General features: G+C 62.7%; 22 protein-coding genes. 12 read left to right on the forward strand and 10 right to left on the reverse strand.

The window, feature by feature from the left end; genetic code table 11:
- Positions 1-58 precede the first annotated feature (58 nt).
- Positions 59-2710: a DNA mismatch repair protein MutS gene (gene mutS / locus DFO46_RS16190; RefSeq protein WP_245422622.1), complete on the reverse strand. Its 2652-nt coding sequence runs from the start codon at positions 2708-2710 to the stop codon at positions 59-61.
- 198 nt (positions 2711-2908) lie between these two features.
- Between mutS and DFO46_RS16195 the strand changes: the two genes are divergently transcribed.
- The gene (locus DFO46_RS16195) at positions 2909-5194 is read left to right on the forward strand and encodes an NADP-dependent malic enzyme (RefSeq protein WP_120278290.1); all 2286 of its coding nucleotides are present in this window, start codon (positions 2909-2911) and stop codon (positions 5192-5194) included.
- Here the strand turns inward: DFO46_RS16195 and DFO46_RS16200 are convergent, their stop codons facing one another.
- A complete protein-coding gene (locus DFO46_RS16200) occupies positions 5195-6127 on the reverse strand; it encodes a LysR substrate-binding domain-containing protein (RefSeq protein WP_120277986.1) in 933 nt (310 codons plus the stop codon).
- Positions 6128-6244: 117 nt separating this feature from the next.
- Between DFO46_RS16200 and DFO46_RS16205 the strand changes: the two genes are divergently transcribed.
- Positions 6245-6475 (forward strand): hypothetical protein, encoded by a 231-nt coding sequence (locus DFO46_RS16205; protein WP_120277987.1) that lies wholly within the window; start codon positions 6245-6247, stop codon positions 6473-6475.
- A gap of 114 nt (positions 6476-6589) precedes the next feature.
- On the opposite strand, the gene DFO46_RS16210 is transcribed toward DFO46_RS16205, so the two are convergent.
- From DFO46_RS16210 to DFO46_RS16235, 6 genes are all read right to left on the reverse strand, one after another.
- Positions 6590-7474, reverse strand: coding sequence for a GNAT family N-acetyltransferase (locus tag DFO46_RS16210; protein WP_120277988.1), 885 nt, complete (start codon positions 7472-7474; stop codon positions 6590-6592).
- Between the two features lie 78 nt (positions 7475-7552).
- Positions 7553-8044, reverse strand: coding sequence for a signal peptidase II (gene lspA, locus DFO46_RS16215; protein WP_120277989.1), 492 nt, complete (start codon positions 8042-8044; stop codon positions 7553-7555).
- A gap of 3 nt (positions 8045-8047) precedes the next feature.
- A complete protein-coding gene (locus DFO46_RS16220) occupies positions 8048-8908 on the reverse strand; it encodes an RNA methyltransferase (RefSeq protein WP_120277990.1) in 861 nt (286 codons plus the stop codon).
- Positions 8905-10095, reverse strand: coding sequence for a class I SAM-dependent methyltransferase (locus tag DFO46_RS16225; protein ID WP_120277991.1), 1191 nt, complete (start codon positions 10093-10095; stop codon positions 8905-8907). Before DFO46_RS16225 ends, DFO46_RS16220 begins: the two co-directional genes overlap by 4 nt.
- Before the next feature lie 82 nt (positions 10096-10177).
- Entirely contained in the window at positions 10178-10534 is a 357-nt protein-coding gene (locus DFO46_RS16230) for a LapA family protein (RefSeq protein ID WP_110790199.1), read from the reverse strand.
- Between the two features lie 94 nt (positions 10535-10628).
- Positions 10629-10931 carry an integration host factor subunit beta gene (locus tag DFO46_RS16235; protein ID WP_054149157.1) on the reverse strand — a complete coding sequence of 101 codons (303 nt, stop codon included), beginning with the start codon at positions 10929-10931 and terminating at the stop codon, positions 10629-10631.
- A gap of 322 nt (positions 10932-11253) precedes the next feature.
- Between DFO46_RS16235 and lptC the strand changes: the two genes are divergently transcribed.
- From lptC to ptsN, 6 genes are all read left to right on the forward strand, one after another.
- Positions 11254-11937, forward strand: coding sequence for an LPS export ABC transporter periplasmic protein LptC (lptC, locus tag DFO46_RS16240; RefSeq protein ID WP_110790200.1), 684 nt, complete (start codon positions 11254-11256; stop codon positions 11935-11937).
- A 23-nt stretch (positions 11938-11960) separates the two neighbouring features.
- Positions 11961-12488, forward strand: a complete 528-nt coding sequence (locus DFO46_RS16245) for an LptA/OstA family protein (protein WP_245422623.1) — start codon at positions 11961-11963, stop codon at positions 12486-12488.
- 11 nt (positions 12489-12499) lie between these two features.
- Positions 12500-13306, forward strand: a complete 807-nt coding sequence (gene lptB, locus DFO46_RS16250) for an LPS export ABC transporter ATP-binding protein (protein WP_183041912.1) — start codon at positions 12500-12502, stop codon at positions 13304-13306.
- 137 nt (positions 13307-13443) lie between these two features.
- A complete protein-coding gene (gene rpoN, locus DFO46_RS16255; RefSeq protein WP_110790203.1) occupies positions 13444-15009 on the forward strand; it encodes an RNA polymerase factor sigma-54 in 1566 nt (521 codons plus the stop codon).
- 223 nt (positions 15010-15232) lie between these two features.
- Positions 15233-15808, forward strand: a complete 576-nt coding sequence (raiA, locus tag DFO46_RS16260; RefSeq protein ID WP_110790204.1) for a ribosome-associated translation inhibitor RaiA — start codon at positions 15233-15235, stop codon at positions 15806-15808.
- A 67-nt stretch (positions 15809-15875) separates the two neighbouring features.
- Complete coding sequence (gene ptsN / locus DFO46_RS16265; RefSeq protein WP_110790205.1) at positions 15876-16340, forward strand: PTS IIA-like nitrogen regulatory protein PtsN; 465 nt, start codon at positions 15876-15878, stop codon at positions 16338-16340.
- 76 nt (positions 16341-16416) lie between these two features.
- Here ptsN and grpE read toward each other — a convergent pair whose 3' ends face one another.
- Entirely contained in the window at positions 16417-17043 is a 627-nt protein-coding gene (grpE, locus tag DFO46_RS16270; RefSeq protein ID WP_245408821.1) for a nucleotide exchange factor GrpE, read from the reverse strand.
- A gap of 102 nt (positions 17044-17145) precedes the next feature.
- Positions 17146-18234 carry a heat-inducible transcriptional repressor HrcA gene (gene hrcA, locus DFO46_RS16275; RefSeq protein ID WP_110790390.1) on the reverse strand — a complete coding sequence of 363 codons (1089 nt, stop codon included), beginning with the start codon at positions 18232-18234 and terminating at the stop codon, positions 17146-17148.
- Between the two features lie 172 nt (positions 18235-18406).
- Between hrcA and rph the strand changes: the two genes are divergently transcribed.
- Genes rph through hemW form a run of 4 tightly spaced genes read left to right on the forward strand, consistent with a single transcriptional unit; the run spans position 18407 to position 21392 of the window.
- Positions 18407-19123, forward strand: coding sequence for a ribonuclease PH (gene rph, locus DFO46_RS16280; RefSeq protein WP_110790207.1), 717 nt, complete (start codon positions 18407-18409; stop codon positions 19121-19123).
- A 17-nt stretch (positions 19124-19140) separates the two neighbouring features.
- Complete coding sequence (locus tag DFO46_RS16285) at positions 19141-19554, forward strand: VOC family protein (RefSeq protein WP_120277993.1); 414 nt, start codon at positions 19141-19143, stop codon at positions 19552-19554.
- A 7-nt stretch (positions 19555-19561) separates the two neighbouring features.
- Positions 19562-20206, forward strand: a complete 645-nt coding sequence (rdgB, locus tag DFO46_RS16290; RefSeq protein WP_120277994.1) for an RdgB/HAM1 family non-canonical purine NTP pyrophosphatase — start codon at positions 19562-19564, stop codon at positions 20204-20206.
- Between the two features lie 4 nt (positions 20207-20210).
- A complete protein-coding gene (gene hemW / locus DFO46_RS16295; protein ID WP_120277995.1) occupies positions 20211-21392 on the forward strand; it encodes a radical SAM family heme chaperone HemW in 1182 nt (393 codons plus the stop codon).
- Position 21393 lies beyond the last annotated feature (1 nt).

The following is a 21393-nucleotide window of genomic DNA, read 5'->3' on the forward strand; positions in this document are numbered from 1 at the left end:
GGCCGGGATTGGTGGCGCTATAGCGCTTTTCGGGCGCGATTGACAGGCACTCTACCGGTCAAGGCTTGCCAAGTTGTTTCTTGAGATCATAGAGCGCATCCAGCGCCTGGCGAGGCGTCAGGTCGTCAAGATCGAGTGAGCGGAGCGCTTCCTCGACCTTGGAGGGGCCGGCCTTGGCGATCTCCTCGCGGCGGACGGCGACCTGAAAGAGCGGCAGGTCGTCGATCAGCTGGGCGGCCGGGTTCTTGCGGTCGCTGTCTTCGAGGCGGGTCAGCACCTCGCGAGCGCGGGCGACCACGGCGGCCGGCAGACCGGCGAGACGGGCGACCTGGATGCCGTAGGAGCGATCGGCGGAACCGGGGCCGACCTCATGCAGGAAGATGACGTCGCCGTCCCATTCCTTGACGCGCATCGTCACATTCGACATGCGGGCGAGCTTTTCCGACAGGGCCGTCAGCTCATGGAAATGGGTGGCGAAGAGCGAGCGGCAGCGATTGGCCTCGTGCAAGTGTTCGACGGCGGCCCAGGCGATGGAGAGACCGTCGAAGGTGGCGGTGCCACGGCCGATTTCGTCCAATATGACCAGCGAGCGGTCGGTTGCCTGGTTGAGGATGGCGGCGGTCTCGACCATCTCGACCATGAAGGTGGAGCGGCCACGGGCCAGATCATCGGAGGCGCCGACGCGGGAGAAGAGGCGATCGACCACGCCGATATGAGCGGCACCGGCGGGCACGAAGGAGCCCATCTGGGCGAGGATGGCGATCAGCGCGTTCTGGCGCAGAAAGGTCGATTTACCGCCCATGTTGGGGCCGGTCAGCAGCCAGATGGCGCCGGGACCCTTGGTGTCATGGGGGGAGAGATCGCAATCATTGGCGATGAAGGGGCTGGCGGCCTGGCGGCGCAGGGCCTGTTCGACCACGGGGTGGCGGCCGGCGGTGATCGAAAACATTCTCGAGTCATCGACCAGCGGGCGGCAATAGCCCTGCTCTTCCGCCAAGGCCGCGAGGCCGGATGCGACATCAATGGTGGCGAGCGCACGAGCGGCGGCCTTGATCGGTTCTGCGGCCGCGACGACTTCTGCCACCATGCGATCGAAGGCGGCGAGTTCCAGCGACAGCGCCTGGCCGGCGGCGTTGGCGATGCGGCTTTCGAGATCTGCAAGCTCCGTCGTGGTGAAGCGCATGGCGTTTGCCATGGTCTGACGATGGATGAAGCGGGATTTCGCCTCGTCGCCCTCGGTCATCGGGCCGGCATTGCCCGCAGTCACCTCGATGAAATAACCGAGCACGTTGTTGTGCTTGATCTTCAGCGACTTGATGCCGGTTTCCTCGGCATATTGCAGCTGCAGGCCGGCGATGACGCGGCGGGACTGGTCGCGCAGCGCAAGCAGTTCGTCGAGTTCCCGGATCGCGCCATCGCGCAGGAAGCCGCCGTCGCGCTTGAGGAGCGGCAGTTCGTCAGCGAGCATCGAAGCCAGGCTTGGTGCCAGATCGGCGGGCAGTGCTGCGAGATCGGAGAGCGCTTCGGCGAGTTCCTTGGGCAGCGTCGAGGGATCGAGCAGGCGGCCGACTTCGGCCGATGCCAGGAGACCGGCGACGATGGCGCCGAGGTCACGCGGGCCGCCGCGATCGAGGGCCAGGCGGGAGAGCGCGCGCGGCATGTCGGGCACGCGCTTCAATGCATCACGCAGACGGTCGATGAGCAGACCGTCGGCGAGAAGATGGGCGATGGAGTCCTGGCGGTCGGAGATCGCGTCCGGGTCTGTGAGCGGCGACATCAGGCGCTCCGCCAACAGTCGGGCGCCGCCGCCGGTGACGGTGCGGTCGATCGCTTTCAGAAGCGAGCCGTTGCGCTCGCCCGAGAGCGTCTTCACCAGTTCGAGATTGGCGCGGGTGGCGGGATCGATGAAGAGGGTGGAGGCAGCATTCTGGCGTTCGGGCAGGCCAAGCGGGGGGCGCTCGGAGATCTGGGTCTTTTCGACATAAGCGACGGCAGCTGCGGCCGCTGCAATCTCGGCGCGGGAGAAGGCGCCGAAGCCATCCAGCGTGCCGACGCCGAAATAGCGGGCAATGCGGCCTTCGGCGCTGGCGCTATCAAAGAGGATGCCGGGCTGGGGCACGACGACACGACCGAGCACATCGAAGGCGGGCTTCAGCTCTTCGTCGTGGAAGAGTGTGTCGGGCACGATCAGTTCGCGCGGCTCGATGCGCAGGATATCGGCCAGCAGGCGCGTCTCGGTGGTTTCGGCCAGACGGAAGATGCCGGTGGAGATATCGATCCAGGCGAGCGCCAGCTGAGGGGCGGCGCCGCCCCGGATGCGGGCGAGCGCCATCAGATAATTCGATTCGAAGGGCGAGAGGAGCTTGTCCTCGGTGATCGTGCCCGGCGTAACGAGGCGCACCACGTCGCGCTTGACGACCGATTTCGAGCCGCGTTTCTTCGCTTCCGCCGGGTCTTCGACCTGTTCGCAGACCGCGACGCGGAAGCCGAGCGAGATCAGTTTCTGCAGGTAATCATCGGCAGCATGCACCGGCACGCCGCACATGGGGATGTCCTGGCCGAGATGCTGGCCGCGCCTTGTGAGCGTGATGCCGAGGGCGCGGGAGGCATCGACCGCATCCTCGAAGAACAGCTCGTAGAAATCGCCCATGCGATAAAAGAGCAGGCTGCCGGGGTTGGCGGCCTTGATCTCGATATACTGTTCCATCATCGGGGTCGCCGTCGCGCGGCTCTCCTCCGAGGTCAGCTCGGCGACGTTCAGGACATCACTCGGAGTGGCTTGATATAGCGTCACGGGCTCAATGTTTTCTTGAAAAGGAAGTCGCGTGACACTAACGACTTAAGACGAGGAAACACAACAAGGATGGGCCGGCGTTCGCCCGCTGCCCACAACATGGTGAGGGGACGCATGGCAAACGAGAAGACGACCGGCCGGACGAAAGTCTCGGTGACGGAACAGGAAGCGCTGGACTTTCACTCGCAGGGGCGGCCGGGCAAGCTGGAAATTACCCCGACCAAGCCGATGGCGACGCAGCGCGACCTGTCGCTTGCCTATTCCCCCGGTGTCGCCGTGCCCGTGAAGGCGATCGCTGCCGATCCGGCGACGGCCTATGATTATACGACACGCGGCAATATGGTCGCCGTCATTTCTAATGGCACCGCCATCCTTGGCCTCGGCAATCTCGGGGCGCTGGCTTCCAAGCCGGTCATGGAAGGCAAGTCGGTCCTCTTCAAGCGCTTTGCCGATGTCGATTCCATCGATCTTGAGGTCGATACCGAAAATGTCGACGAATTCATCAACTGCGTGCGCTACCTCGGCCCCTCCTTCGGTGGGATCAATCTCGAAGACATCAAGGCGCCAGACTGCTTCATCATCGAAAGCCGGTTGCGCGAGCTGATGGACATTCCGGTCTTCCACGACGACCAGCACGGGACGGCGATCATTGCGGCTGCCGGGTTGATCAATGCGCTGGAGCTGACGGGGCGCGACTTCAAGACGACCAAGCTTGTGTGCAATGGCGCGGGGGCTGCGGCGATCGCCTGTATCGAGCTCATCAAGGCCATGGGTTTCAACGGTGAGAACATCATTCTCTGCGACACCAAGGGCGTGATCTACCAAGGCCGCACCGAGGGCATGAACCAGTGGAAATCTGCTCATGCGGTGAAGACTGACCGTCGATCGCTGAAGGAAGCCATGGTCGGCGCCGATGTTGTGTTCGGGCTTTCGCAAAAGGGTGCACTGTCTTCCGACATGATCGCCTCGATGGCACCGAACCCGATCATCTTCGCCATGGCCAATCCGGACCCGGAAATCACACCGGAGGAAGTGGCTGCGATCCGCGACGATGCGATCATGGCGACCGGGCGTTCGGACTATCCGAACCAGGTGAACAATGTTCTCGGCTTCCCCTATATTTTCCGTGGTGCGCTTGATGTGCGGGCGAGCCAGATCAATGATGCGATGAAAATTGCGGCTGTCAGGGCGCTCGCGGATCTCGCGCGCGAAGACGTGCCGGACGATGTGGCGGCTGCCTATCAGGGCGAGCGGCCGCGCTTTGGGCCGCAATACATCATTCCCGTGCCTTTTGACCCGCGTCTGATCTCGGCCATTCCGGTGGCCGTTGCGAGGGCCGCGATGGAGAGCGGCGTGGCGCGCAAGGCGATCGAGGATCTCGGTGCCTATGCGCATGAGCTGTCGGCCCGGCGCGACCCGATCGCGGCGGCCACCCAGCGGATCTACGAACACGTGCGCAGCCATCCCAAACGTGTCGTCTTTGCCGAGGGCGAAGAGGAGCAGGTGATGCGGGCGGCAATCGCCTTCGTCAACCAGGGGCTCGGCACCGCCATCCTGCTCGGCCGCGACGAACCCTTGAAGGCAACGGCAGAGCGGGCGGGGATCGATCTCGACCGTCCCGGCATCGAGGTGGTCAATGCGCGGCTGTCGACCCGGGTCGAGGCCTATACCGAATATCTCTACGCCCGGCTGCAGCGGAAGGGATACCTGCACCGCGATGCGCAGCGGCTGATCAACACCGACCGCAACCACTTTGCCGCCTGCATGGTGGCACTCGGGGATGCCGATGCCATGGTGACCGGTACGACGCGCAATTATTCGACCGCACTCGAAGACGTGCGCCGCTGCATCGACACGGCGCCCGGTCACCGGGTGATCGGGGTGTCGCTGGCGCTGGCGCGTGGGCGTACGATCGTGGTGGCTGATACCGCCGTGCACGACATGCCGACGGCAGAGGAGCTGGCGGATATCGCGGAAGAAGCGGCGGGTGTTGCGCATCGGCTGGGGCTGGAGCCGCGCGTGGCGCTGCTCGCCTATTCCACCTTCGGCCATCCGACCGGCGAACGTTCGGAGCGGGTGCGCGAGGCGGTGAAGGTGCTCGACCGGCGCGGCGTTTCCTTTGAATATGATGGCGAGATGGGCGCAGATATCGCGCTCAACAGCCACCGGATGGAGCAGTATCCGTTCTGCCGTCTCTCGGGCACGGCAAACGTTCTGGTCATGCCGGCGATCCATTCGGCGGCGATCTCGACCAAGATGCTGCAGGAACTGGGCGGGTTGACCGTGATGGGGCCACTGCTGATCGGGCTTGAGAAGTCGGTGCAGATTGCGCAGATGGGCGCGAAGGACAGCGACATCGTCAATATGGCGGCGATTGCGGCCTATAATGCGGCGGGCTGATTAAGACGCATTTCCGGACGCAAAGACCGGAGCGGCTTTCGCGAGCCGCTCCATATCCTCGTCAAGCTCGCGCTTGAGCCAGCGCTTGAATTTGTCGACCTTGTCGGAGCGCTTTGCATTCTCGGGGACGACGAAGTAGTGGCCGAAGCCGGTCTTCACCGCCGGGCCGAAGGGCGCGACCAGCTGGCCGTGTTGCAGCTGGTGCGAGGCGAGCGTTTGCCAGGCGAGCATCACCCCCTGACCGGCGATTGCCGCATCAAGACACAGCGAGGCTTCGCTGAAACTGTGGCGCGCCTTGATCTCCGCGCCGGCCAAACCCACGGCTGAGAGCCAGACATCCCAGGTGAACATGGCGCGGCTGTCGATGATCTTGGGAAGATCCAGGATGTCGGCGGGCTGCTTCAGCCGCTCCGCCATTAAAGGTGTGCAAACGGGCGCCACCCGTTGCTCCAGGATCAGCTCGGCCTTGAAGCAGGGCCACTGGCCGCGACCGACCCGGATCCTCAGATCGACATCCGCCTGGCTGGCGTCGGTCAGCCGGTCATTGGCGTCGATCCTGAGACCGATATGGGGATAGAGCGCCGAGAAGGCGGCGATGCGGTGAACGAGCCAGCGGGCGGCAAAGACCGGGGCGACGGAGATCGTCAGCAGGCTGTCATCGGTCTTCTGTGCCAGGGCGACGGCACCGGACAACAGCCGGAAGCCATCCAGCAGACGCGAGAGAACGCCGGCCGCCGTCTCGATCGGGACCATGCCGCGGCTGGTGCGCTCGAAGAGCGTCCGGCCGAGCTGCTGCTCGGTCTTGATCACCTGCTGGCTGACGGCGCCGACCGACACGCCAAGTTCGTCTGCTGCGGCATGGAGCGATCCCAAGCGGGCGACGGCTTCGACGGCGCGCAGGCCGTTCAGATGCACCTGGTTCAGGTTTTTCATATAGGAAAACTATAGCCGGCCGGGGCAAAACTCAATTGAAAAGCATCAAGGGGAAGCAGAGGATCAAGGCCTGTTCAAACCGATTTCGCGTCCATCAGGCGCGCGGAAGGCAAGGCCATGTTCAAGATTTTCTGGAAGACGCTGTTTCAGCAGAACAGTTACGCCGAGCCGGACTGGCGGCTTGATCCGTCGGGGCACCCGGAGCTGCTTACCATGAGCCTGAGAGAACTTGCCGACCTGCCCATGGTGGCGGAAGTGGCAGTGCGGGTGGGCAAGGTGGAGGTGGTCGATGGTTGCCGGAGCGGCGTAGGCGGAGATATTCCCGCCGGATGCATCGTTTCGCGGTGATTGGTGAAACCTGAGGGTTTGTGGTTCGGCTGCGCCGCCCCCCTCATCCCCGGTGCAACGCGTTGCACCTGAACCCTTCGGGCTGACTTCTCCCCGCAAGCGGGGAGACGAGGATCAGCTGGCGCTGGCGAAGCGGCCGGCGTCGGCGCCGTAATAGTTGACGTAGCGGCCGGAGATGCTGGAGATCGGCAGGATGATCAGCACGTCTGTCGTGTTGAAGGCCTGATCGACGACCGCGCCATTGCCGACCATGGCGCCGAGGCGGAGATAACCCTTGATCAGCGGCGGCATGGAGAAGAGGGCGCGGCGCGGGTTGACCGCTTCCGAGGGCATCAGGTCCATCTCGCGGTAGAGATGAGGCAGTGCATCGACGGCCCATTCGCCCTTGGCGACGGCATTCTGATGCAGGAAGGACAGCGCCAGCGCATGCTCTTCCGGCTGCACACCGGGGAAGGAGCCGCAGCCGAACATGGCGTCGATGCGGTGATGGAGCGCATAGGCCCAGCAACCCTGCCAGAGCAGTTCGACCGTGCGCTTGGTGCGGTATTGCGGCAGCACGCAGGAGCGGCCGAGCTCCATGAAGCGCTTGCCCGGATGGCGGGCGACCAGCGCGTTCACAGCGAATTCGGAGCCGGAATAGAAACCGCCATGGGCAACAGCCACTTCGTGGCGCAGCAGGCGGTAAGTGCCGACGATCTGGTCTTCGGCGTCGCCATCGATCGAGCGATCGAGCACCAGGAGATGGTCACAGATGCTGTCCCAGCTGTCGATTTCACGGCCACGGCGGGCATCTTCAGCGGAGACCTGGGCCTTCATCTCGTCGACGAAGACGCGGTAACGCACGGCCTGTGCCGCATCGATCTCGCGTTCTGTGCGGGCGATGCGGGTTTCGAGATTGCCGATGCGGCCGAGCAGATCGCGCGTGCCGGATACGGCCAGCGGCGGCGCCACGGGGGCAAGATCCGGCATCAATCCACGGTCGATCAGGTCCACGCTCATCAGCTTCGTCCAGCGTTCAAGTCACGGGGGTTTAAACACTTTACTGCAACAGGAAAGTGACAAAATTGGGCATGCCCGTCAGTCGGCTTCCGGCTTGGGCTTCCGGTGCTGGATAATCTCGTCGATGACGATGCAAGCCGCGCCGAGCGTGATGAAACTGTCGGCCAGGTTGAAGACGGCGAAGGACCAGGTCTGCGTGTAGAACAGGATGTAATCCACGACATAGCCATAGGTGCAGCGGTCGATCAGGTTTCCAAGGGCGCCGGCGATGATCATGGAAAAGCCGAGATGGGCCCAGTGCTGCTCAGGGCCGGTCTTGCGCCAGAGCCAGAGCACGAAGGCGACGATGACCAGGCGGAGCGCCACGATGAACCAGGCGTCGAGATGGGACAGCATCGAGAAGGCGACGCCGAGATTATGGGTGCGGTAAAGCGCCCAGAAGGGCAGAACCGGGATCAGCTCCTGCATGGGCAGATAGATCTCGACCGCATATTTGATCGCCTGATCAAGCAGCAGGGCGGCGATGATGAAGGCGATGACCGGCAGCGGCCGATTGAAAGCTGACAGCATCGGTCACTTGCCTCCGTCGAGCGCGAGCAGGTGGCGGCGCACCTCGAAGAGCATGACACCGGTTGCGACCGCCAGATTGAGGCTGTCGGCCATGCCGACCTGGGGAATGCGGGCGAGCTTGTCGGCCGCCTCTGCCAGCTCATCCGGCAGACCTGATTGTTCGTTGCCCATCATCAGGATAACCGGCTTCGAACGGTAATCGATGGTGCGGTAGTCGACGGCGCCGGCAAGATGCGTGGCGACGAGGCGTGCATCGACCGATTTCTTCCATTTGAGGAAATCGGCGGGCGTCGTCTTGACCAGCGGCAGGGCGAACATCGAACCCATGGTGGCGCGCACGGTTTCCATCGAGAAGGGATCGGTGCAATCACCGACGAGGATGACGCCCGAGGCGCCGGCCGCATCAGCGGTGCGGATGATCGTGCCGAGATTGCCGGGATCGCGGACGCGGTCGAGCGCGATCCAGGTTTCGGTGCCCTGCGGCCTGATATCCTTGAGCGACGTCCAGCGCTGTTCGAAGACGGCGGCGACCATTTGCGGGTTTTCCCGCCGGGTGATCGAGGACATGACCTTTTCGCTGACTTCCAGCACCAGGCCGCCTGCAGCAACGGTGCGGGCGGCGACCTTTTCGACCAGGGGCTTGCCCTTGCCAGCCTTGGCATAGACGAGGGTGCGGATGGTCCAGCCGCGATCCAGCGCATCAATGACGAGCTTCAGGCCTTCGGCCAAAAAGTTGCGGCTTTCGTCGCGGCTCTTCTTCTGCGAGAGCGCCTTGATGTCCTTTATGATGGGATTGGCGAGGCTGGTGACTTCCTTGACCTGGCCGACGCGGCGCGGCCCCTCATGGCGATAGTCGTCGGTCATTTCGGCACCCAGCGGCTGAAGAGAGAGGTGGAGAGCGCGCGCCCCGGCGTCTTGCCGTCAAGGCCGGCCTCGCGGATGACGAGTTCGCCCGATTCGACCAGACCGCCCTTGCCGCGCATGGTTTCGCGCATCAGTTCGTGGATCGAGTAGAAGCTCGCGCGGATCGAATAGGCCGTCAGCACAAGACCGACGGCCTTGGGTGCCAGCAGTTCGCGGCAGACATCGAGCATCAGCGGCAGGTGGTCGAAGAGTTGCCAGACTTCGCCATTCGGACCACGGCCGAACTTCGGCGGGTCGGTGAGGATGATGTCGTAGCGGTGGCCGCGGCGCTCCTCGCGCAGGATGAACTTCATCGCATCTTCGCAGATCCAGCGGATCGGGGCTTTATCGAGGCGGCTCAGAGACTGGTTCTCGCGCGCCCAGCCGATCGCCTTCTTGGACGCATCGACATGGGTGACTTCGGCGCCGGCAGCTGCGGCCACCAGCGAGGCGACACCGGTATAGCCGAAGAGGTTCAGGACCTTCAGAGGCCGATCGGCGGCCTCGATCTTCTCTTTCATCCAGCTCCAGTGAGCGATCTGCTCGGGGAAGACGCCGACATGGCGGAAGGCGGTGAAGCGGCCGTGGAAATCGATTCCGAGCAAAGACAGCGGCCAGGTTTCGCCGAGCGCCTCGCGCTGGAAACGCCAGCGGCCCATGCCGTCTTCGTCGGTGTCTCCGGTAAAGACCGCGTCGGCCTTGTCCCAGACATGGGTGGGCAGCGCCTTCGGCCAGAGCGCCTGAGCTTCGGGCCGGACGATGCGATAGGGGCCGTACTGCTCGAGCTTTACCCCGTCGCCGCTGTCGATCAGGTGGAAATCACCGGCGCCGGAGGATTCGAGGATGAGGGGTACACGCTCGGCCGGGCGGTCGCCGGTGCGGACGGTGAGTGCACGGGCCGGTTCTGGTGCCGTATCAGCCGGGCTTGCGACCTTGCCGTCCTCTGCGGGGCTGCGACGCACGGGGCGAGAACTGCTGCGCTCCGGCTTGCCGGCCGCAGGCCCTGATGCCGGGCCTGTCGACGGCCGGTTGGGCTTGCCAGCGAAATCGCCGCCCTTCGGGGGACGCGGGCGGCCAGCATCGCCATTGGCTTTTGGCTTCGCTCCCGGGAATGGCTTGGCGCCGGGGCGACGTTCCTTGTTCTTCACGTCAATGATCCGTGGCTCGGTGCTAATCTCGGCCAGCCCTTAGCATTCCGGACAGGGCGCGGAAAGAAAATTTGCCGCGAGCTTATTTGGCGGCGAGTTGCGGGGCTGCCTGAGGCAGGGTTGCGCCGGCGATCTGCTCGGCGCGGGTTTTCTGGCGATCGGCTTCGGCCTGCCACTGCTGTGCCGCGCGCGACTGGCTGCGCGCCTTCTTGCGATGCTTGCCCTGGGAGAACCAGGTGACGACGGCGCCGAGCAGCACGCCGAGCATGACCGCGAGGATGAGCAGCACGAAGAGCGGGGCTGAGACGGAGAGCGCCTGGTCGGCGGGATTGAAAGGATTGAGCGCGAGGCTCACGGCGTGGCGATTGGCGACGGCGAGAACGATCAGGAGGATCGCCAGCGGAAGAAGCACCACGAGGCTCACGATTTTCCGGACCATCTTGCAACTCCCTGCAGTTCCGCTCTCGGGACCGAGCGGTATGTCACCACGGCCAAGGTAAGGCCAGGCGCCGAATTTTCAATGCGACACGATGTTATTCGTCGTCTTCGTCGCCCATGCCGGGGTTCAGGCGCTCGCGCAATTCCTTGCCGGTCTTGAAGAAGGGCACCCACTTTTCCTCGACGAAGACAGTTTCACCTGTGCGCGGATTGCGGCCGGAGCGCGAGGGGCGATTCTTGACCGAAAAAGCGCCGAAGCCACGCAGCTCGACACGATTGCCGGCGGCCAGCGCATCCGTGATCTCGTCGAGCACGGCGTTGACGATGTTTTCGACATCGCGATGATAGAGATGCGGATTACGGGCCGCGACAATCTGCACCAATTCCGACTTGATCACGCCGACCCCCTGCATTTTTCTGTTGTGACTTGAGCGGCGCCAACGTTGCCAAAGCGAAAAAGCCCAGTCAAGGAACAACTTAACCATAAAGCGACCGCCTTGCGAAGCCAATGACCAATGTCACAATCATTTGGAAGGGTCTTGGCCTCACTTTCTCCGCATGACAGTCGCAAGACACGGTCAAGCTCGCCTTGCTCTTGTAGCTGACGGCCGACAATCCATATGGGCCATATTGGCAAGCGCCAAGAGACATGCGAAACGACGAATTGCTGCGGGCCGATCGACGGATAAGGTCGCCCGCCATCAGATTGGATTCCGACACATGCTGCAAACACCCTCCGATATCGGGCAGACGAAGGGGATCGCCTCAGACGCGGCAGCCTATCGCCGCGCGGTGGGCCATTCGGCGCGCGTGCGGCGTCTGCGCGTGCTTTTGCCTGTCGGCGCGCTCGTCGTGTCGCTGATCTTCATCGGCGTTTCGGCCGTGCGCAGCATGATGCCTGAAGAGCTGCAGATCGAATCGGCGAAGATTGAAAACGGCAAGATCGTGATGGAGAAGCCGGCGATCGCGGGCCGCAATTCCGAAGGGGTCAACTATTCCATGCGGGCCGATCGCGCCCTGCAGGACGTCAAGAATCCCAATCTCATTACACTTGAAACCATCACTGCGGCAGTTCCGGTCAGCGACAATGTGGTGGCCCGAATCGTGGCCCAGGGCGGGTTGTTCGATCGCGGCGCCAATTTCCTCGATCTGGACAAGCCCTTCACCCTCAATCTGTCCAGTGGAATCGACGCGCAGTTCAATTCGGCGCGGCTCAATATTGCGGGTGGCTCGATGGAGACGAAAGACCCTGTCGCCATTCAAACCAAGGGCGCCTCGATTGTTGCGAACTCCCTCAATATGAAGGATAAGGGTCGAACAATGATATTTTCCGGGGATGTCAGGCTGAACCTCGAGCCTTCGTCCCTGCGCAGCAATCGGTCAATGGAAACGATCCAGCCATGAAACAACGCCGCCTTTCCTCGCTCATGATCGCTGGTCTCGTCGTAACGACGGGTTGCGCCGCCTTTGCCGCTTCGGCAGCGCTGGCGCAGACGAAAACCAGCCAGATGGCTGGGATGAAGCTGTCGAACGACCAGCCGATCCAGATCGAAAGCGATGCGCTGGAGATCCGGGAGCAGGAAAAGAAGGCTTTCTTCACCGGCAACGTCAAGGTCGTGCAGGGCACGACCACGCTGCAGGCGGGCGCCATGACGGTTCTTTATCGCGGCGAAGGCACCACCGTCACGCAGGGCAATGCGGACATCGAAAAGATCGATGTGACGGACAAGGTCTTCCTGCAGTCGGAGACGCAGCAGGCGACGGCCGACAAGGGCTACTTCGACATGTCGAAGCAGGTTTTCGTCCTTGAGGGCGACAAGGTGGTGTTGTCGGAAGGCCAGAATGTCTTCGTCGGCTGTAAGCTGACGGTCCATATGGAAACAGGACAGGCCAAGCTCGACAGTTGCGGGCGTCGCGTGCAGATCCAGCTCGACCCCAAATCGCAGAAGCAATAACGGATCGGCTCGTGCAAATGCCCTTTTTCTCCAAGACCAAGCAGGCCGGCGCGGCAGCTGCACCGGCGGGCTTGCCCGGCGACAAGGCGCGCTACGAAGGCACGCTGATCGCGCATGGCCTGACCAAGGCCTATAATTCCCGCCGTGTCGTCAACGGCGCTTCGCTGGTCGTGCGGCGGGGCGAAGCCGTCGGCCTGCTCGGCCCGAACGGCGCGGGCAAGACCACGTGCTTCTACATGATTACCGGCCTCGTGCCTGTGGATGCCGGTACGATCTCGATCAACGGCAACGACGTCACGTCCATGCCGATGTATCGCCGGGCGCGGCTGGGCGTCGGCTACCTGCCGCAGGAAGCCTCGATCTTTCGGGGCTTGAGCGTGGAAGACAATATCCGCGCCGTGCTGGAAGTGCATGTTTCGGACAAGAAGAAGCGCGAGGCGAAGCTCGACGAGCTACTGCACGAATTTCATATCGAAAAGCTGCGCAAGTCGCCGTCGGTCGCGCTGTCGGGCGGTGAGCGCCGGCGCCTGGAAATTGCGCGCGCGCTCGCGACCGACCCGACCTTCATGCTGCTCGACGAACCCTTTGCGGGTGTCGATCCGATCTCGGTGTCGGATATCCAGAACCTCGTCCGCCACTTGACCGCACGCGGCATCGGCGTTCTGATCACCGACCATAACGTGCGGGAAACACTCGGACTCATCGACCGGGCCTATATCATCCATGCCGGCGAAGTCTTGACCCACGGCCGGGCCAACGACGTCGTCAACAATGCGGATGTCCGCCGTTTGTATCTGGGTGACAAGTTCAGCCTGTGATCGGGACAATAAAAGCCCGCCGCCATCTCCCTGCGGCTTGACCAAACCAAAATAAAAAGCAATTTTTGGGCCAATTGGAATTCACCCGTCAGAACCTGTGGTTCTGCGGGGGGATGCAGGGGAGTTAAGCGTCCGCCATGGCCTTATCCGCGAATCTGTTCCTGAAACAGAGCCAATCGCTGGTGATGACACCGCAGTTGATGCAGTCGATCCAACTGCTGCAGATGACTCACTTCGAACTCATGCAATTCATCGCGCAGGAAGTGGAACGCAATCCACTGCTCGAATTGAATGCAGATGACGGAGATTTGGGCGGGGAATCGGCCGACACTTCCGACCTCCATGGCGGCGGCGCCAATGCGGGACAATCCACCGATGACACGGCCGGAAGCCCCTCGCTCGACAGCGACTGGTATGAAGGCAGCGGCAGCGAACGCCTCAACGACCGGCTCGACACCAATTTCGACACGGCCTTTGCCGACGAGGGCTCCAGCGTGCGGCCAGACGCGCCGGAACTGCTGGGACAATGGAAATCCATGCCGGGCCATGCCGGCGAAACCGGTGAGGGCGTCGATCTCGACGATTTCGTGGCCGGACAGGTCAGCCTGCGCGACCATCTCAACCAACAGATCCCTTTCGCCCTGCCCGCGCCCGCCGATCAGCTGATCGCGGCAATCATGGTCGACCATCTCGACGAATGCGGTTATCTGCGGCTCGATCTCGACGAACTTGCGGATCGCCTCGGCCGCGCGCGCGACCAGATCGAAGCCGTCCTGCAGACCCTGCAAACTCTGGAACCATCCGGCGTTTTCGCCCGCTCGCTCAGCGAATGCCTGGCGATCCAGCTGCGTCAGCGCGACCGGTATGATCCGGCGATGGCCATGCTGATCGACAATCTGGAACTGCTCGCGAAGCGGGATTTTGCCACGCTGAAGCGGCTCTGCGCCGTCGACGAGGAAGACCTGCTCGACATGCTGGCGGAGATCCGCAAGCTCAATCCGAAGCCGGGCGGCAGCTTCGAGCACACGCTGTCGGAATCCGTGACACCTGACGTGGTGGTGCGCTCGGACAACAATGGCGGCTGGCAGGTGGAGCTCAATCCCGACGCCCTGCCCCGGGTACTGGTCAATCACAGCTATATGGTGGCCGTCGGCCGGCAAGGCGGGGCGAAGGACAGCCCCGACCAGGCCTTCATGTCGGAGTGCATGCAGAATGCCAACTGGCTGACGCGAAGCCTCGACCAGAGAGCCCGGACGATCAGCCGGGTGGCGGCCGAGATCGTGCGCCAGCAATCGGCCTTCCTCGACCACGGCGTCGATCACCTGCGGCCGCTGAACCTGAAGACGGTCGCCGATGCCATCAAGATGCACGAATCCACCGTCAGCCGCGTAACCACCAACAAATACATGATGACGCCGCGCGGGCTGTTCGAACTCAAATATTTCTTCACGGTGTCGATCGCCTCCGCGGAGGGCGGCGACAGCCATTCAGCCGAGGCAGTTCGTCACAGGATCCGGGCGTTGATCGAGAAGGAAAGTCCCGAGGCCGTGTTGTCGGATGACGACATCGTCGACACGCTGAAGGCGGGTGGTGTCGAGCTGGCACGACGGACCGTGGCCAAATATCGCGAGTCGATGAACATCCCCTCGTCCGTGCAGAGACGCCGGGAAAAGCGGGCGATGGCGAAGATTTCGGCTCATTGACGGCCGCCCGAAATTCCGAAAATTGACCGGTCATTGACTTTTGAAAGGATGGCGGCTAGAAGCGCGCCGCAATCGACAGCGCACACTGTTGGCCCCGGAGACAATTGGCCGGATCACGCCCGACAAACGAAGGTACAGACTGCCCGCCCCTCTCGAAAAGCTTGGACGCGGGCGTCGCTTGGCGTAAAATGGGCACGTAACCAATCATAAGAAGGGAAACTCCATGAGTGTGCGTGTATCCGGCAAGCAGATGGAAATCGGTGAAACTTTCCGCCAGCGGATCGAAGACCGAATCCAGGATGCGGTTACCAAATACTTCGACGGAGGGTATTCCGGGCAAGTGGTCGTAGCAAAATCGCAATCGCGATTTTCGGCCGATTGCCTGGTGCATCTCGATACCGGCGCGAACCTGCATGCCGCAGGCGAGGCCAATGATCCGCAAGTGGCCTTCGACACCGCCTTCGAGCGCGTCGAGAAGCGCCTGCGCCGCTACAAGCGCAAGCTGAAGGATCATCACGCCGGCGAAGCATCGAACCCGCCGATCGAGGTGGCCTATGCGGTCATGGATTCCTTGGACGACGACCACGAGGAACTGCCGGAAGACTATGCACCGACGATCGTGGCCGAGAGCACGAAGAAATTGCGGACCATGACGGTTGCTTCGGCAGTCATGGCCCTCGACATGACGGACGAACCGGTTCTCCTGTTCAGAAGCCCGGGAAAAGAACAATTGAATATCGTTTATCGTCGCAATGACGGTAATATCGGGTGGATCGATTCCGCCAACATCAAAGGCTGACGAGACTGGCGCGGGCGAACGCAAAACGTTCGCCCGCCACCGGCTCAGACGCATGAAGGAAATTGATATGGCCTTGGCAGATTTGCTGCATCAGGACGCTGTCGTACCGGCACTCAGGGTGAACTCTAAGAAGCAGTTGCTTCAGGAACTCGCGGCCAAGGCTTCCAAGCTCACCAATATCCCCGAGCGTGAAATCTTCGACGTCATTCTACAGCGCGAACGTCTGGGTTCGACCGGTGTGGGCAATGGCATCGCCATTCCGCATGGCAAGCTCAACAAGGTCACGCAGATCACCGGCGTCTTTGCGCGGCTCGAAACCCCTGTCGATTTCGAAGCGCTGGACGACCAGCCGGTCGATCTCGTCTTCCTGCTGCTCGCACCGGAAGGCGCCGGCGCCGATCATCTGAAGGCGCTGTCGCGCATTGCCCGTGTCCTGCGCGATCAGGATCTCGTCGCCAAGCTGCGCGCCACCGATTCCGCTTCCGCGATCTATACGTTCCTGAACGAAGAACAGGCCTCGAACGCGGCGTAAGCTGCGCATCGAACATAGGCAGACACAAAAAAAGCGCCTTTCGGGGGCGCTTTTTTCGTTTGCGATGGGGCCTCGATCAGGCTTTCGCCGCATCCTCTGCGGCTTCGGCCTTGGGTCCACCCTTGGCGACGCCGACCATGGCGGGGCGCAGCACACGTTCGCCGATGGCATAACCGGCCTGCACCACCTGGACCACGGTGTTGTTGGCAACGTCCGGATTGGGCACTTCGAACATCGCCTGGTGGAAGTTCGGGTCGAACTTCTGGCCGACCGGCTCGATCTTGCGAATGCCGTGGCGCTCCATGGTGGCCAACATGCCACGCTCCGTCATTTCCACGCCTTCGATCAGCGCGGTGACGGCGGCGTCAGCACCCGTGCGGGCTTCTTCCGGCAGGCTCTCGATGGCGCGGCGCAGGTTGTCGGAAACCGACAGCATGTCGCGGGCAAAGCCGGTGACCGCGTAGGACTTCGCATCCTTGATTTCGCGATCGGTGCGGCGACGCAGATTGTCCATGTCGGCCGCCAGACGCAGGAAGCGATCGCGCAGGTCCGCATTTTCTGCCCTCAAGGCGTCAAGGGCATCGCCTTCGCCGCCTTCGGCCTCGGTTTCCGCTTCTGCTTGTGCCTGGTCTTCCTGAGCTTCGGCAGCGTAAGCCTCTGCGGCGTCCGCGTCAGGTCCGTTCTTGTTGGTTTCTTCGGTCATGACGTTCTCCGAATGATTCTGCATTGTCGAACACGAGGCTCGATTTCGTGCCCGATATCAGGGTTTGAGGTGAAAAAATCAAGTGTCGGCGGCCAATTCAGCCTAGCGCCCCGTGCGTGACAGGCGCGCCATCAGCTGGGCGGTATAATCCACCATCGGAACGATGCGGGAATAGTTGAGCCGGGTGGGGCCAATGACCCCGACGGCGCCGACGATCCGATCCTCGCCATCCCGATAGGGCGCGACGATCAGCGACGAGCCCGAGAGGGAGAAGAGCTTGTTTTCCGAGCCGATGAAGATGCGCACCCCCGGACCGCTTTCCGCGAGATCGAGGATCTCGATCAGGCTTTCCTTACGCTCCAGGTCATCAAACAGCAGCCGCAGACGCTCGATATCTTCGAGATCGACCAGCCCTTCGAGCAGGTTGGCGCGGCCACGCACGATGAGGCGCGTCGGATTCTGCTCGGCGCCTTCGCCCGACCAGACCGCGAGGCCCCGTTCGACAAGGTCCTGGGACAGCGTGTCGAGTTCAGAGGCAACCTGCGTCTTCATGCTGTCGATCTGGCTGCGCAATTCGCGCAGCGTCTGGCCGGCCAGGTTGGCGTTGAGAAAGTTTGCGGCCTCCGTCAGCTGCGAAGCCGTGACGCCCGACGGCAGGTCTATGATGCGGTTTTCGACCTGGTTGTGTTCGCCGACGAGGACGGCAAGTGCCTTGGTGGGCTCCAGCCGGATGAATTCGACATGCTTGAGGACCGGATCGTTCTTCGCCGAGATGACGAGACCTGCGCCGCGCGACAGGCCCGATAACATGCGGCTTGCCTCGGTCAGCATGGTTTCCACCGGTTGACCGGGGCTCGACGGACGAATCTGGCGTTCGATGCTGTCACGCTCGGTTTCCGAGAGGTCACCGACCTGCATGAAGGCATCGACAAAGAAACGCAGACCTGCCTGTGTCGGCAGGCGACCGGCGCTGACATGCGGCGCATAGATGAGACCGAGATGTTCGAGATCGCTCATCACGTTGCGCACCGAGGCGGGCGACAGCGACATCGGCAGAAGGCGCGACAGGTTGCGCGAACCGAGCGGATCACCGGAGTCGAGATAGGTCTCGACAATCCGGCGAAAGACCTCCCTGGAGCGGTCGTCCAGCGATGCGGCAACATCTGCGATGGTCGTCTTGGGTGCGGCCATTGTCAGCGCGGGCATGATCTCATTGTTTCCATGGCAAGAATATAGTCATTCGCCCTCCGATGACAAAGGACTAATTGGGCTGTCGCCCTGCCTTGCCGCACTGTCGCATGGTTTTTTCTTTGCAAAGGACTGCCACCGTCCTTAGAAGGCTCTGACAACCCAGGAGATTGCAATGCGGCCATCCGGCAGAAAAACAGATCAAATGCGCAAAGTCTCGTTCGAGCGCAATTTCTCCAAGCATGCCGAAGGGTCCTGTCTGGTCAAGTTCGGTGATACGCATGTGCTGTGCACGGCGAGCCTCGAAGAAAAGACGCCGCCATGGCTGCGCAATTCCGGCAAGGGCTGGGTGACCGCCGAATACGGCATGCTGCCGCGCGCCACGGGCGAGCGCATGCGTCGCGAGGCATCGTCGGGCAAACAGAGCGGCCGCACGCAGGAAATCCAGCGGCTGATCGGCCGATCACTGCGGGCGGTCGTCGATCTCGAAGCGCTCGGCGAGCGGCAGATTTCGATCGACTGCGACGTCATCCAGGCGGATGGCGGCACACGCACGGCCTCGATCACCGGGGCCTGGATTGCGCTGCATGACTGCCTGAAGTGGATGGAAACCCGCAGCATGATCAAGGTCGAGAAGGTCCTGAAGGACCATATCGCGGCCGTTTCCTGCGGTATCTTCGCCAGCCAGCCCGTGATCGACCTCGATTATCTCGAAGACTCGGCAGCCGAGACGGACGCCAATTTTGTCATGACCGGCTCCGGCGGCATCGTCGAGATCCAGGGCACGGCCGAAGGCAAGCCGTTCAGCCAGGACGAATTCCTGACGCTGCTCGGCCTTGCCCGCAACGGGATCGACGAACTGGTGACCCTGCAGAAACAGGCGATTGCCTGAGACGAAGGGCCGAGTGGATGGCTAGGGAGATCGAAGGCGTTCTGGAAGCGGCGCTTTATGCGTCCGACCTCGACGCTGCCGAGCATTTCTATAGCACGGTACTCGGCCTGGATCGCATCGCACGGCATGATGATCGACACATCTTCTTCCGCTGCGGGCAGACGGTGGTGCTGATCTTCAATCCGGCCGAGACAGTGAAGCCCGCAGCATCCGGTTCATTGCCGGTGCCAACGCACGGCACGAGCGGCGCGGGGCATCTCTGTTTTCGAGTGTCGGCCGATGCACTCGATGCGATGGTGGCACGGCTCAACTCCGCCGGGGTCCCCATCGAAGCCGATTTCCGCTGGCCAGGCGGCGCCCGCTCGATCTATTTCCGCGATCCAGCCGGCAACAGCCTGGAATGCGCCGAACCAAAACTCTGGAATCTCTGAGGCCCTCATGCGCAAGCTCGACACCCGCACCATCGTCGTCGCCAGCCACAATGCCGGCAAGATCGCCGAAATCGCCGACCTGATTGGCCCGTTCGGCTTCTCCGCGAAATCGGCCAAGGACCTCAACTTCGTCGAGCCGGATGAAACCGGCACGACCTTCGAGGAAAATGCGGCGATCAAGGCGCTCGCTTCGGCCAAGGCTTCGGGGCTTCCGGCCCTGTCTGACGACAGCGGTCTTGTCATCGATGCGCTTGACGGCGCGCCGGGCGTCTACACGGCCAACTGGGCCGAGCGGGAAGACGGCACACGCGATTTTCCGTGGGCGATGGAAAAGGTCGAGAAGGCTCTGCAGGCACGTGGTGCGACGCAGGCCGCCCAGCGGACCGCGCGTTTCGTCAGCGTGCTCTGCCTGGCCTGGCCTGATGGCCATACCGAATTCTTCCGGGGCGAAATCGAGGGCGTCGTTGCCTGGCCGCCGCGCGGCACGGCCGGCTTCGGCTACGATCCGGTGTTCCAGCCGGAAGGTCACGACCGCACCTTCGGCGAAATGACGGCGGATGAGAAGCATGGCTGGAAACCGGGCGATGCAGCAGCGCTGTCGCACCGGGCGCGGGCCTTCAAGCTCTTTGTCGAAACCTGCCTGGAGGCATGAGCCGTTGACCGACAGGTCGTTTACGCTTCTGCCCGATACGGGCGAGCCCGGTTTCGGGGTCTATATCCATTGGCCCTTCTGCGCGGCCAAATGTCCCTACTGTGACTTCAACAGCCATGTGCGCCACCAGCCCGTCGATCAGGCGCGCTTCGTCCAGGCCTTCCTCACCGAAATGAAAACGATGCGGGCGCTGTCTGGCCCGAAGACAGTGACCAGCGTGTTCATGGGCGGCGGTACGCCGTCGCTGATGGATCCTTCGACCGTCGGCGCCATCTTGGACGGCATCGCGTCGACCTGGCATGTGCCTGACGGGATCGAGATCACCATGGAGGCCAATCCCTCCAGCGTCGAGGCGACACGTTTTCACGGCTATCGCGCCGCCGGCGTCAACCGCGTGTCGATGGGCGTGCAGGCGCTGAACGACCCGGACCTCCGGTTCCTCGGGCGGCTGCATGATGTAGCGGACGCGCTCAAAGCCATCCGACTGGCGCGCGAAATCTTTCCGCGCATGTCCTTCGATCTCATCTATGCCCGACCGAACCAGACGGTCGAGGCCTGGGAGCGCGAGCTGAAGGAGGCGATCTCCTATGCCGTCGACCACCTGTCGCTCTACCAGCTGACGATCGAGGAAGGCACGGCCTTTTACGGGCTGCACAAGGCCGGCAAGCTGATCGTGCCGGACGAGGAGCAGGCCGCGACACTTTACGAGGCGACGCAGGAGATCACCGCGCGCGAGGGCATGCCGGCCTATGAGGTTTCCAATCATGCCCGCCCCGGCGCCGAGAGCCGGCACAACCTGACCTATTGGCGTTACGGCGATTATGCCGGGATCGGCCCCGGCGCGCATGGACGGCTGACGAAGGGGCGGACGAAGATTGCGACGGCCGCGCAGAAGCATCCGGAAACCTGGCTTTCGGCCGTCGAGCAGGATGGCCATGGCATTGTCGAACGCGAGGACCTGGACAACGAGGCCCAGGCCGACGAACTGCTGATGATGGGGCTTCGGCTGCGCGAGGGCGTGGATCTCGCCCGCTGGCAGCAGCTCTCCGGGCGGGACCCCGATCCTGACAAGGAGCAGTTCCTGCTGGAACAGGGGTTCATCGAGCGGCTGGGCAATTCGCGGCTGCGCTGCACGCCGGCGGGCATGCTGATCCTCAACGCCGTGGTCGCCGATCTCGCCTGCTGAA

This window comes from Rhizobium sp. AG855 (genome assembly GCF_003610655.1).
Lineage (GTDB): Bacteria > Pseudomonadota > Alphaproteobacteria > Rhizobiales > Rhizobiaceae > Allorhizobium > Allorhizobium wuzhouense.